The sequence below is a fragment of the Wenyingzhuangia aestuarii genome, from assembly GCF_011927765.1.
In the GTDB taxonomy this organism is placed as follows: Bacteria; Bacteroidota; Bacteroidia; order Flavobacteriales; family Flavobacteriaceae; genus Wenyingzhuangia; species Wenyingzhuangia aestuarii.
This window is the reverse complement of sequence record NZ_JAATJG010000013.1, coordinates 17,629-31,453: the sequence shown is the minus strand read 5'-3', so window position 1 is coordinate 31,453 and position 13,825 is coordinate 17,629. Positions and strand designations below refer to the sequence as shown.

General features: G+C 31.3%; 14 protein-coding genes. All 14 read left to right on the top strand.

Annotation, left to right across the window (positions count from 1 at the left end; translation table 11 throughout):
• Positions 1-2: 2 nt before the first annotated feature.
• The 14 genes from GGR97_RS11955 to folE all read left to right on the top strand — a co-directional run bounded on the left by GGR97_RS11955 (position 3) and on the right by folE (position 13,727).
• Positions 3-1,112 carry a hypothetical protein gene (locus tag GGR97_RS11955; protein WP_167898756.1) on the top strand — a complete coding sequence of 370 codons (1,110 nt, stop codon included), beginning with the start codon at positions 3-5 and terminating at the stop codon, positions 1,110-1,112.
• Between the two features lie 2 nt (positions 1,113-1,114).
• Positions 1,115-2,716: a hypothetical protein gene (locus GGR97_RS11950; RefSeq protein WP_167898755.1), complete on the top strand. Its 1,602-nt coding sequence runs from the start codon at positions 1,115-1,117 to the stop codon at positions 2,714-2,716.
• A gap of 8 nt (positions 2,717-2,724) precedes the next feature.
• Positions 2,725-3,354: a DUF2400 domain-containing protein gene (locus tag GGR97_RS11945; RefSeq protein ID WP_167898754.1), complete on the top strand. Its 630-nt coding sequence runs from the start codon at positions 2,725-2,727 to the stop codon at positions 3,352-3,354.
• 3 nt (positions 3,355-3,357) lie between these two features.
• Positions 3,358-3,795 carry a hypothetical protein gene (locus tag GGR97_RS11940; RefSeq protein ID WP_167898753.1) on the top strand — a complete coding sequence of 146 codons (438 nt, stop codon included), beginning with the start codon at positions 3,358-3,360 and terminating at the stop codon, positions 3,793-3,795.
• Positions 3,796-3,958: 163 nt separating this feature from the next.
• Entirely contained in the window at positions 3,959-4,594 is a 636-nt protein-coding gene (locus GGR97_RS11935) for a thymidylate synthase (protein WP_167898752.1), read from the top strand.
• Positions 4,595-4,983: 389 nt separating this feature from the next.
• The gene (locus GGR97_RS11930; protein WP_167898751.1) at positions 4,984-7,353 is read left to right on the top strand and encodes a TonB-dependent receptor; all 2,370 of its coding nucleotides are present in this window, start codon (positions 4,984-4,986) and stop codon (positions 7,351-7,353) included.
• A gap of 26 nt (positions 7,354-7,379) precedes the next feature.
• On the top strand, positions 7,380-8,222 hold the full coding sequence (locus GGR97_RS11925) for a hypothetical protein (protein WP_167898750.1): 843 nt from the start codon (positions 7,380-7,382) through the stop codon (positions 8,220-8,222).
• Positions 8,223-8,238: 16 nt separating this feature from the next.
• Positions 8,239-9,042: a DUF4625 domain-containing protein gene (locus GGR97_RS11920; RefSeq protein ID WP_167898749.1), complete on the top strand. Its 804-nt coding sequence runs from the start codon at positions 8,239-8,241 to the stop codon at positions 9,040-9,042.
• Positions 9,043-9,097: 55 nt separating this feature from the next.
• Entirely contained in the window at positions 9,098-9,571 is a 474-nt protein-coding gene (locus GGR97_RS11915) for a DUF4625 domain-containing protein (RefSeq protein ID WP_167898748.1), read from the top strand.
• 7 nt (positions 9,572-9,578) lie between these two features.
• Positions 9,579-10,775, top strand: a complete 1,197-nt coding sequence (locus tag GGR97_RS11910) for a GTP-binding protein (RefSeq protein ID WP_167898747.1) — start codon at positions 9,579-9,581, stop codon at positions 10,773-10,775.
• Between the two features lie 27 nt (positions 10,776-10,802).
• The gene (locus GGR97_RS11905; protein WP_167898746.1) at positions 10,803-11,432 is read left to right on the top strand and encodes an ABC transporter ATP-binding protein; all 630 of its coding nucleotides are present in this window, start codon (positions 10,803-10,805) and stop codon (positions 11,430-11,432) included.
• Positions 11,429-12,622: an ABC transporter permease gene (locus GGR97_RS11900; RefSeq protein WP_167898745.1), complete on the top strand. Its 1,194-nt coding sequence runs from the start codon at positions 11,429-11,431 to the stop codon at positions 12,620-12,622. Before GGR97_RS11905 ends, GGR97_RS11900 begins: the two co-directional genes overlap by 4 nt.
• A complete protein-coding gene (locus GGR97_RS11895) occupies positions 12,612-13,049 on the top strand; it encodes a hypothetical protein (RefSeq protein WP_167898744.1) in 438 nt (145 codons plus the stop codon). The genes GGR97_RS11900 and GGR97_RS11895 overlap by 11 nt, the downstream gene beginning before the upstream one ends.
• A gap of 21 nt (positions 13,050-13,070) precedes the next feature.
• Positions 13,071-13,727, top strand: coding sequence for a GTP cyclohydrolase I FolE (gene folE, locus GGR97_RS11890; protein ID WP_167898743.1), 657 nt, complete (start codon positions 13,071-13,073; stop codon positions 13,725-13,727).
• The last annotated feature ends 98 nt before the right edge of the window (positions 13,728-13,825 follow it).

Sequence of the window (13,825 nt, the reverse complement as noted above, 5' to 3'; positions counted from 1 at the left end):
TTATGGCAAATTTAACCACAATTTTAAATTGGTTTAAAACAGGTTTAAAACCAACACAAAGCCAATTTGCACAATCTTTTTCGTCTTTTAGACATAAGGAAGATAAAGTGCCTGTTGCTGAAGTAGAAGGCATTGATAACCTTCTTAGTTCTAAAGCTGATGCTGAAGCTTTTCAAAACCATATAGAAGACGAAGAGTTACATGGGGGTGCTACGGGTAAATACACCACCACCATTGCAGATGGAATCTTAACAACTAGTCCTGTAGGTAACATTCCTGTAGGTACAGATATTGCAACTTTGAAAGAGCGTGAATTTAGTTCAATATTAGATCAAGCGTTTGTATCTACTATTTTAGCTTTTATAAGTTCCAATCGTAGTTTGACAGTTAACAACATGGACACCGCTACAAAAGAAGCAGGTACCAGTTATACAGATGCTTTAGTTGATATTATTTTTTCTCCAGGACAAATTAAAAACGGAGACGGATCTACTGCAGGAAATTTAACAGGAAACTTAAATAGAGTTGTTGTAAAAGCTCCCGATAATAGCACGGTGATTGATGACAATGCTCCAGGATCTAACAGCGTACAAAAATCTATCCCAGCATACTCATTAACTGCAGGTAGCAATGTTTATACATTTGAAGTTTACAACAATGCGGGTACAACTACCTATACCGACAACAAAGGAGGAACAAATACAGTTGCTAGTATTGAAACTGCTAAGGCTAATACAACAATGCTTAGTATTACAAAAAGTATTACAGCGTACGTCCCTCAATACAGAGGTCAATTAGATGCTCAAGAACCTACAGATTACGAGTACACAACTTTATCAACTTTAACAAAAACAATAAGTTCTAGTGCTACTCAAAATTATGCAGCTACAGTAAATAATAAGCACGTAGCATTTCTATCTACCAAAAGCAATGCAACTTTAAAAGATAACGGAACTAGCTTTGCTTTAACCGTTGGCGATTTTAATAGTACAACAGCCTTCTTTTTAAAGAAAACAGTAGTTGTAAAATTAGCAGATAACACAACAACAAATATGTATTTATATGTTACTAGACAAACAGTGAATGCAAGTATAAACTTTGGAATTAGTTAATTATGGGAAAAGTATATAGTGGTGGGTTTGAATTCCCTACAGGTGTAAAACGTCAAGCATCTCAACCGCTTGATGATTCTGAAATTGTTGAGTTTTTAAATGACTTAAAAACTTTAGACAAATGCTATCCTTTAATAATTGTTGGAGTTTTAGAAACGGAAACACATTATAAATGGAACGGACAAGATCAAACAAATTTAAGTAATTGGACAGAGGTTGGAGCTAGTACAACAGTAAACAACACGCTAACTTCTGATAGCACAACAGAAGCATTATCCGCAGCACAGGGAAAGGTATTAAAAACTTTAGTTAATGGTAAACAAGCAAAACGAACAACCACCGTTACCACCGCTACCAATTCAGCAGGAGAAGATATTACCAATGCACACCACAACAAAATTGTAACCATAACGGAGGCTACCCTTTTTGTAACTATTGATGAGACAAATATTACAGAAGACTTATTTGAAGTAGAAATTACTACAGAAGCTTTAAACACAGAAATTAGATTTACAGGAGCCCCCGAAAATTTAGAATATAATTCTTTAACCGATAGTAAAATTGTATTTACCGATAGAAATATGTCTGTAATCATCTTTAAAAACGATGCAAGTAAATTTTGTTGGAGAGTTGTAGGTTCTACATTACCAGTACAGTTAACAAGTGAAAACATTGTAGATATTGTTGAAGGAGCAGGTTTTAGTTCTTATCCAAAACCATATTTTAATAATTTATCACCTTTATCTGTACCACCTACACAAAGTAGAACTATTACTATCAACGGGGCATTTTTTAAAGAGCCAGTCGAAAATATGTTGGCTCGTTTTGTTAGATATTCCCAAGAACCTTTGTTAGATGCAAATGGACTACCTATCCATGATGAAACTAAAGTAATAAGAGAACTACAAGTAAACTCCTTAACTTTTATTAATGATAGTTCTATGGAAGTGAATATAACAGGGGTTAATATTCATGACACAGCAACCCATGGTACAGATGCGTTTGAATTAGACGGAACAACTGAAATAAATAACGTGTATTGGTTATTACTTCACAACGGTGCAACACGTATATTTTCCAATGCTTTTACTGTTAGTTATGGAGATATTTATATACCTAAAGCGGGGTTAACTACTGATATTCCTGCTGGGGATTGGGAACATATTTCGGGTATTGGTGATATCACTAAAGATGGAGTTATATCACCTATTTCTGAAAACACTAATTATAAGTATAATATATCTGGTATACCATTACCTGCGTCTACTGATTTTAGACTTAAATTTCAAGTTTTTACTTCTCAATATGAGGCTTCTGCCCCAACTAGAGTTTCTGATGCTATTAGACTAGTAACAATAGATGATATCTCTGAAGTATATTTAGATGTTAGAGGAGGGTTAGGTATAGGTTTAAATAATACATCTTTCAGATCACCTTACAATGAAAGTTTTTACATAGAAAGATCGAATGGTATTATATCACATAAAACAGAAAGTTTTGTCATTCTAAGCACTTTACCTGAAAGTATTCAGGATGAATTATTTATACGTGTTAATACTGGTAATTTAAAAATTGAAATTTTAGAAATACGAATAATTCAGTAAATAATATAATGAAAACATACTTAGAAAAAATCATATCAGAAAAAGCAAATTGGCTATTAAATATTTATCCAAATGTAGAATCTATCCCATTTGACCAATTAGGTTTTTTAATGGAACACGAGCCTTTTATAAATCCTAAAGGAGTTAAAGAGTATAAAAAGAGAACCTTTAAAAATAAAGAGGTAGTTACTATTTTTTATCAGAAGCACTATGCTACCTACAAAGAGGTTGAAAATGTTTTTATAGGTACTAGTAAAAAAATTCTGTATTACAATGAAAACGGAAATCCTATAAAACAAAAAGCTACAGATTTTTACAAACATGAATTAGAGCCTGTACATAATGATGCTCATGAAGTAGTAAACTATGTATCCAGAGCATCAAAGGAATTTTTAAAAAAAGAACGTTCTAATGCGGAAAGTAAAATGCAGGCATCAAATCCAATTATGTACACTAAGTTTTATACAGCTTATAAAGATTTAATTGAGGATTGGAAAGCCACAGGAGATGCTACAGCATTAATTAACGCAATAGATTCTGAAACTGATACAGATTTGTTAAATGACGTGTTAAATAAGATTGTAGAAGGAACAGTAGATACAACCGTAGGAGAATATATTAAATATGTAATTAGTTAAGCTATGTTTTGGAGTAAAAACGATTTTTTTAAAAAGCAACACTTTGAGGGATTAACACAAAGATTTCAAAGGTTAGAAGCAAAATACTTTGTATTAAAACGATTGCTAGAAATTAAGAAATTTCATAAAAATGAAATTTCACTTTTTTTATCAGCTTATGATTATTTCATAGAGCATCCAACAGCATATGATGGAGCAACCATTGTAAAAGATGTTTACGACATTCCTAAGCTAGAGGTTTCGGCAATGCTACATGATTATCAGTATTTAGTTTATCTACCTAGTTATTCGGGTAAAAGTTGGTTTAAAGCTAAGAAAACGTATGATAAGCAATATTGTAATAATCTTATCAGATTCGGAAAAATAAAGCACGAAAGAGTAGCACAAATACGTTACGCATTACTAAGAATTTCAACACCGATTTATTGGTTGATTAAGTAATTTGAAAATCAATTGGAGTGAATAAAAGTCCTCCAGCTGTAAATAAAAAGTTCCTACGCTTATATAAACACAGAGCCCACAGGCTACTGGAGGACTAAAAGTCTTCAAGTGCTTGTGGGCTTTTATGCATTAAACGTAGGAATAACAAATATAAACTTAAAATATGAATAAATATCATAAACTACTTAGTGAAATTGTGACTAAAGGAGAGTTGCAAACAAATAAAAAAGGTGCAATAAAGTATCTTTTAAATCAAATATTAGAACTTCAAAAAGGAGATTTGTTAGAAGTGTTTGAAGATCATGCAATAGCAAGAAATAAATTAAAACAAGAACTAGATTTGTTTACTCTAGGAGTTGAGCGAGTTGAGGAGTACAACGAAGCTGGTATAAGTTGGTGGAATTACTGCGGGGAAAGGCTTAAAAATTCATATCCAAAATATTTTGAAAAACTCCCGGAACTCATTGATAAAATTAATGATGAATTAAGAAGTTCTAAGAATTACGTTTTGTTCCTAGGCGAAAATGGAGTAGAAACTAATCAGCAACCCTGTGTGAGCTTGATACAGTTCCAAATAAACAATGGAGGGCTGTCTATTACGGCTTATTTACGTAGTTCTGATGCTAGTCTAGGTTTGCCTTCAGATATTTATCATTTGTGGCTTATAAGTCGTAAAATAGGCTTGCCTTTAAACAACATAACGCTGATGTTGGCTAATGTACACATATATGAGAATAATCTAACCAATACAAAGAGGCTTCTAAGAGGAGATAGTGTTAGATTCAGTCTGAATGTTTAAGTTTGTTTTAAACTGCTTTAAAAGACTATTTAAAGCAGTTTAAAATGTATTGTTATCTTTGGAAAAAATGCACGTTTTGATTTAAAAATTTGTACTTTTTGATTTTTCGATTATATAATATTGAGAATTTTAATATTGATAAGGTTGTTAATAATTATCATTTTGCTGTTTTAAGTAGGTTAAATACAAATCAACTTTTTTCTAGACCCCCACCTTTTTTATTATAAATAGCTTATACATGTTGATTTGTTAATTCAATATTTAAAATGAATGGTTATAAAATCAGTCTTTAAAGAAATTAATGTTTTAGTTTCTTAATCTTTTCATGTATAAGTTTTAGAGTCATCCCTTTTATGGGACATTATTTTAAAAATTTATAATAGCTCATTATGTTTTATAAAATACTGAGTGTATGGCTATTTATTAGTCTATACTCAATTTCGTATGCACAAAATTCTTTTCAAGTAAAGGGAGTTGTGGTAAGTGCAAATACATTAGATCCCATAGTAGGAGCTAATATTATTGGTGAAAATTTATGGTCTATATCATCTACAAATGGCGAGTTTATGATTAACAATACAAACAAAGAATCTTGTTCTTTTAAAGTGTGTTGTTTGGGTTATGCTTGTAAAATGGTTACTGTTCGTGCAGATGAAAATAAAGATTTCATTAAGATTTATTTAAAACAGACTTCTACAAATTTAGACGAAGTTCAAGTTTTGGCAAAATCAAAAGAGCGAATACAAAAAGAAAATCCTATGGTTTCTCAAATTGTTTCTAAAGAATTTTTAGAAGGAAACAGAGAAAATAGTTTGATGCAGACTTTGAGTAAAATTCCTGGAGTAAGTACTATAACTATTGGGTCAGGTCAGTCTAAGCCAGTCATTAGAGGTTTAGGGTTTAACAGAGTAGCAGTAGTACAAAACGGAATAAAACACGAAGCACAACAATGGGGGAACGACCATGGATTGGAAATAGATCAATACGGTATAGAGCATATACAAATTATTAAAGGTCCTGCATCTTTGTTATATGGGTCTGATGCTATTGCGGGTGTTGTAAACATTCAACCCAATAAAATTCCGTTGCAAAATTCTTTTAGTGGAGAGGTTAATTTATTAGGAGAAAGTAACAATGATTTATTAGGAGTTTCTGCAGGAATAACCTCTAGAAAGGATAAATGGTTTTACCGTGGACGAATTACTTACAGAGATTATGGCGATTACAAAGTACCCACAGATAAAATTAAGTACGAAAATTACATTTTTAATTTACACAACAATAATTTAAGAAATACAGCAGGTAAAGAAGCAGATGCAAGTATAGGTATTGGCTATGTTTCAAACCACATAAAATCAGAAACTGTGTTTAGTAACGTAAATGCAAAAAACGGTTTTTTTGCCAATGCTCATGGTTTAGAAGTAAGAACATCTACTATAGATTATGATGGTTCTAGTAGAGATATTGATTTGCCTTTTCATAAAGTAAATCATTTTAAAATAACCAACAATACTACTATAGAAAAAGAGAACCACACTTTTTATGTAGATGTAGGCTATCAAAACAATCAAAGAGAAGAACATTCAGAACCTGTACCCCATGGTTATATGCCAAAACCATCTACTACCAAAGAAAGATTATTTGATAAAAGCACTTATTCTTTAAATGTAAGAGATGCTTTTGAGTTCAATAATCAACATCACATGGTACTTGGGGCCAATCTAGAACATCAAGATAATCATATTGGTGGATGGGGATTTTTAATACCCGCGTACCATCGTTTTACTGCGGGGGTTTTTGGATATGATCAATTTGAAATGAACTCTAATTTACACCTCTTAGCAGGTTTTCGTTACGATTATGTTTGGTTAAACACCAATGCTTATTACGATTGGTTTCCATCAACGGTTGCAAACAATAATGGTTCTACATCTGAGGTATATTTACAAAGAGCACAAAATAAAAATTTAAATTTTAAAAGTTTAAGTGCTTCTTTAGGGGTTAGTTATCTTCAAAACAACACTACCTATAAAATAAATATTGGTAGAAGTTTTAGAATGCCTTTGTCTAATGAATTAACCTCTAATGGTGTAAACTATCACATGTATCGTTATGAAAAAGGGAATCTAAATTTAGATGCAGAAATCTCCTATCAATTAGATGTAGCTATTGATCATACCACAAAATATTTTAGTGTTGGAGTGAGTCCGTTTGTAAATATATTTCAAAACTATATTTATCTAAATCCTACATCCAATTATTTTGAAACCTTACAGATTTATGAGTTTACACAAAGTAAAGTTTTTAGAATAGGAGGAGAGTTTAAAGCTAGTACTTCAATCTTTAAATTTTTACAATTAGATGCATCAGTAGAATACGTGTATTCTAGACAAACCAGTGGTGCTAAAGAAGGATTTACCTTACCATTTGCTCCTCCATTGTCTGCGTTGTTTTCGGCAAATTATCAATTTAAAAATGTCTTCTTTTTTAAGAACCCTCAAATTATAGCCTCTTATAGAATTACAGCAGCTCAGGAAGAAATAGTGCCTCCAGAAGAAAAAACAGAAGGTTTTCAGGTTTTAAATATGTCTTTTCTATCTAAAGTAGATGTATTTCAAAACAACAATCCTATAGACATACGTATCAAGCTGAATAATATATTTAATACCAAATACTTTAATCATACCAGTTTTTACCGATTGATAGATGTGCCAGAAGCAGGTAGAAATCTATCACTATCCTTAACCATGCCTTTTTAAAAATAATCAATAATCAAATTAACAAAATGAAAACAAGTAGAATGAAACCAAAATTTAAATTTTTAGCCCTCATTGTTTTTTTAGGATTGTCTTTACAGTCTTGTAGTAGTGATGATAACAACATTGATGAGAATGTGGATCTAAATCAAGAAAAGTTTGAAAATATAGAAATAGGAAATACCGATTTTAAAGTTCCGCAATTTAATCCAGACTTACACACGCAGTTTGATTATACGGGGGAAAGAAAGGTGACCAAAATTTATTATGACATCAATCCTGTAAATGTAGAAGAACCCAATACAGGAGAGGTAAAATGGCAAGTCTCTAACCATTTAGTTGATGAAGATTACTATGCAGGACAGTTAAATTCTCATATACATTACCATGTGTTTTTTGATCCTGAAAACGAATTGTTTCCAAAAGTAAGACCTGCAAAAGGTGTGTATAGTTTAAAAATTACAATAGTAGAGGAAGATAATTCGACAAGTTCTATTACCAAACAATTTGAAATTGTTAAAAAATTCTCAGAAGTAAAACTAGGGAACAACAACCAAGTTGAATATGGTAGTGATGAATTACATACCGAGTTTGAATTTGATGCAGGAGCCAATACGGTTAGTGAAGTAAAATACGAACTGTGGTTTGAAGAATGGAGAGAAGGACAAAACGTAGCTGTTGGTGATTGGGATACTATTGTTATAGTACTTCCAAAAAGTCTTTATGAAAATCAAAACAAACCTCACGTTCATTATCACATGGATGTAGATACAGAACTTCCTGTAGGAGACTATTGGTTAAATATATATGTAAAAGAATCTGGAGAGAATGAAGCAGTCAAGCTATCCATCCCATTAAGTATTATCAATTAATTATAAAATAAAAATCATGAAAACAAAATTTAAATTTTTAGCCATTATTGCTTTTTTAGCATTGACTTTTCAATCTTGTAACAAGGATGATGACAGTATTGAACTAGTAGGTCCAGTTATTTCTAGTTTTGAATATGGAGAAGGTCATCATGACGAGGGTGGAGACCCTGATCATGAAGAAAAAGAAACGGAAGCTTATGCGTTTATAGGATCAGACATGCATTTAGAAGCAGCAATTATTTCAGATGTAAAAATAGCAAGTATTTCACTTAGTATTCATTCACACGAGGCAGTGCCAGGTGATGGAGAAGAAGAATGGGATTTTGAAAAAGTATTTAAAGATGAGAAATATTTAGTTCTAAACCCAGGATTTCATGAGCATATAGATATTCCTGATACTGCTCCAGCAGGAGAGTATCATGTGGAATTAGTGGTTACTGATGAAAATGGTAATAAAGCAGAGGTAGAGGGACATATTCTAATTGAACATATACATATAAGTGAAGTTTCAATAGACAGTTCTGTTACTAGAGGAGATGACTTTCATGCAGAATTTATGATAAATGCCGTTAACGGAATACATAATATTACTGTAGATATTCACGCTCACGGATTAACTGTGGCTGAAGGTGAAGTAGAATGGGATTTTGAAGAAGAATACTTAGATGGATACCACGAAGAAACAGAAGTAGAATTCCATAAACATATAGACGTTCCTGCTACGGCACCTGCAGGAGAATATCATATTACGTTTACTGTAGAAGATGAAGATGGTAATATCAAAGAATATGAAACTCATATTGATGTTACTGCTGCTTAATTAAAAATCATCATACCGCATAGTAGCATAGGCTATGCGGTTTAATTCTTACAACATGAAATCAGTATTAAAGTATTTTTTAGGGTTTACGTTACTCATTATCTCCTGTACCAATGATAATAGTATTGATAAAGATGAAGAAAAACCAAGCATTACAGTTAATTACGAACAGGGGTTTCCTCAAGGTTGTGCTCAACTTTCCAGAGGCGAAACGTATTCTTTTAAAGCAAAAGTTACCGATAATAAAGAACTAGCTTCTTATAGTTTAAATATCCATCACAATTTTGATCATCACACTCATGACGATCAAGTAACAGAATGTGATTTAGAAGAAATAAAACAAGCTATAAATCCATTGTTGATTATTGAAAATTACGCTATAGAAGGGGAGTTAACTAGTTATGAAATTAACATTCCAATTACAATTCCAAATGATATAGATACAGGTGATTATCACTGTGCGTATTCTGTAACAGATGCCACAGGATGGCAAAGCAGAACTTCTATAGATATAAAAATTATTGAATAAAACTAAGATGAAAAAATTACCTGTAACCGTATTAAGTGGTTTTCTAGGAGCAGGAAAAACCACTTTGTTAAATCATATTTTACATAACAAACAGGGCTTAAAAGTCGCTGTAATTGTAAATGATATGAGTGAAGTGAATATAGATGCTCAATTCATAGAAAATGAAAACACACTTTCTAGAACCGAAGAAAAGTTAGTAGAAATGTCTAATGGATGTATTTGTTGTACGTTGCGTGAAGATTTAATGGTTGAGGTAGAAAAATTAGCTTCTCAAAACAAATTTGACTATTTGTTAATAGAGAGTACGGGAATTAGTGAACCCATTCCTGTAGCCCAAACTTTTACGTTTGAAAGTGAAGATGGTAAAATAGATTTAAGCAGGTTTAGTTATGTAGATACCATGGTTACGGTGGTAGATGCCTTTAATTTTTTAAAAGATTTTTCTAGTTCTGATTATTTGGCAACAAGATCTTTAACAGATATAGAAGGAGACGATAGAACGATTGTAAATTTATTAACTGATCAAATAGAATTTGCCAATGTTATTATTATAAATAAAATGGATTTGGTAACAGTAGAACAGTTAAGTGAACTTACAGCCATTGTTCACAAATTAAATCCAGAAGCTAAAATTATTACAGCCAAAGAATCTAAAGTAGAGCTAGAGAACGTGTTAAATACAGGTTTGTTTGACTATGACAAAGCTGAGTCTTCTGCAGGGTGGATTAAAGAACTTGAAAACGAACATACTCCAGAAACAGAAGAATACGATATAAGTTCTCTAGTTTTTAGAAGTAAAAAACCATTTCATCCAGATCGTTTTTTAAGGTATTTAAACACCAATTTTCCTCAAAATATTATACGAAGTAAAGGTTTGTTTTGGTTGGCATCCAGATCTAATCAAGCTTTGGTTTGGAGTTCAGCAGGTGGTTCTTGTAAGGCAGATTCTGCAGGAGTTTGGTGGGCATCTATGTCTTATGGTGATCGAATAAATCATGCTGTATTTCATGAGAATAGAAATCAAATAGAAAGCAATTGGGATTCTGCGTTTGGAGACAGAAAAATAGAGTTGGTGTTTATTGGACAAAATTTGGATAAACAAGACATGATACATCAATTAAACAGATGCTTACTTACAGATGATGAGATATTGTTGTGGAAAAAGGAATTATTCCCTCAAAAAGACCAGTGGCCTATAGTTTAGATCAGTGTAACCTTAATAATAGTTAAAATGATACAAACAAGCAATCTTACGTTTCATTATCCAAAAAAGGAACATGTTTTTAAGTTCCCAAACATCTATTTAAAGCAACAGGAAAATTTACTTGTTTTAGGAAAATCGGGAGTAGGAAAAACAACTTTTTTACACTTGTTAGCAGGTTTATTAAGCCCCACTAACGGAAAGGTAATGATTGATGATGTTTGTATCAATTCTTTATCTCATCAAAAATTAGATTTGTTTAGAGGTCAAAATATAGGGCTTGTATTTCAAAACAATCATGCTGTACAATCTTTAACGGTTTTACAAAACTTACAAGCTCGTCTTTTTTTTAGTAAGCAAATCATCAATAATAAAAAGATAGATGATTTGTTAAAGGAATTAGGATTAATGGAATACAAAAAATGTAAAATAAATGAGCTTAGTCAAGGCCAACTACAAAGATTAGGTATTGCACTAGCTGTAATTCACAATCCTAAAATTATTTTGGCAGATGAACCTACATCTAGTTTAGATGATGAGAATTGTAATGTAGTTGTAAAATTGTTGCAAAAACAAGCAGTACAATCTAAGGCCAATCTTATTGTAATTACGCATGATCAAAGAGTAAAATCTTTATTATCTAATACCATTTTGTTATGACCATTTGGAAGATAAGTGTACAAAATATAAAAAGTAAACAAGGCTACACATTGGTTAGCATTTTTACGTTGGCATTAAGTATGATGCTTCTTTTAGGAATTCAGCAACTAAAAAAAACATTTCAATATCAAATAACAAACAATGTTCAAGAAATTGATATGGTGGTTGGAGCCAAAGGAAGTCCGTTACAATTGGTACTGTCATCAGTATTACATATAGACAATCCTACTGGAAATATTTTATATAATAATGCTAAAAAAATTAGTGAAAGTCCACTTGTAAAAACAGCAATTCCTATTTCTTATGGAGATAATTACAAAGGTTATAGAATTATAGGAACTACCAAACAATTCTCTAGTTTATACAAAGCACAATTAGAAAAAGGTAGACAAGCAAACAAGACTATGGAAGTTGTACTTGGGTACCATGTAGCTAAACAATTAGGACTTAAATTAGGAGATACTTTTTTAAGTTCTCATGGACTAATGGAAAATGAGCTTGAGGTTCATACAGAACCGTTAACTGTTGTGGGAGTTTACAAACAGGCTAACAAAGTAATAGATAGGTTAATTGTAACAGACTTAGAAACGATATGGGATGTTCATCATTACCATAAAGAAGAAAAACAGAATGCTAAAGAAATTAGAGAAATAACCTCTTTGTTAATTGCTTTTAAATCTCCTTTAGGATTCTTAACAATGCCTAAGAAAGTAAATAAAAACACCAATTTACAAGCTGCATTGCCAAAATACGAATTGGATAAATTATATGAGTATACAGGCATTGGTTTTACTGTTATTTCTATCATAGCCTATATTATTTTTCTAGTATCTAGTATCATTATTTTTATGAGTATTTATAAAATGATCAAAGAGCATTCTGTTTATTTAGCTCTTTTTAGAACCTATGGAGCTAGCAATTTTCAATTGTTAAAAATGGTGGCTTACGAAGCTTTTATAATTGTTTTTATAGCCTTTGTATTGGGGGTAATTTTAACAAAAGGGGGACTTTATTTTATGTTTAACCTAATAGATGTTTTTGACCAACAAAACATTTTACAAGCACTTTCTTTTAGAGCTTATTTACAAGTTGGGGGATTAATATTTACCGTAGTTATTACTTCTGTTTTACTTGTGATTTATCCTATTATAAAAATGAATATTTCAACTATTTTGAGTCATGAAAAATAAAATCATCTTCTTTTTTACTCTAGGTATTTGTTTTGTTAACTACGGACAACAAAAGATTACCTGGCAAGATTTATCAAAAATAAAATATACAGAAAAATATTTTTCAGTGTATAAAGAAACCTTTTTATATCCTCATTTTTCTGTTTCTGTAAAAAGTTTAGAAGGAAAGCAAGTAAGTATAAAGGGCTATTTTTTAGATGTAGATCCCAAAGGGAAGTTATATGTTTTATCAAAAGGGCCTATGTCTTCGTGTTTTTTTTGTGGAGGTGGTGGCCCTGAAACTGCCATAGAGTTACAAAGTACAACTGTTGCTAAGTTTAAAACAGATGATCTATTAATGGTTACAGGTACACTGCAATTAAATGCAGATAACGTTGAACATTTTAATTACATTTTAACAGATTGCAAAGCACAACTAATTGATTAATAAAATAATAAAATAATAAAAATGGAAAATAATAAATTTGAACAGATGGGAGATAACCATCAAATGACATCTTTAAAAACACCTTTAAGACCCGATGCGTTTAAGAAATCGGATGAGGAAAAAATAAAGGTTATTCAAGAACACTTTCATAAAATTATGGAAGAATTAGGTTTGGATTTAACAGATGATAGTTTAAAAGGAACTCCCTACAGAGTAGCCAAAATGTATGTAAAAGAATTATTTATGGGATTAAATCCTGTAAACAAACCTAAGCTATCTGTATTTGACAACAAATATGATTATAATAAAATGTTAGTAGAAAGTGATATTACTTTTAACTCATCATGTGAGCATCATTTTTTGCCTATTGTAGGAAAAGCCCATATAGGTTATGTATCAAGCGGAAAAGTAATAGGACTTTCTAAAATTAATAGGGTGGTAGATTATTATGCAAAAAGACCTCAGGTACAAGAACGTATGAGTATGCAAATATTTAGTGAACTAAAAAAAGTTTTAGAAACAGATAATGTAATTGTTGTTGTAGAAGCAGAGCATTTGTGTGTATCTACTAGAGGTATTAATGACAAAACATCTAAAACAACCACAATTGAATATGCTGGAGTTTTTAAAGATACAGCAATAAGAAATGATTTTTTTAAATTGATGAACCCTAAATAATAATTAATGGATACCATTCTATAAACAAACAGAGTAGAGCTGTACTATTTCTGTACCAAAACTACTAACAAGCTCTTTTGTTCTCCTTTGTTAGATAC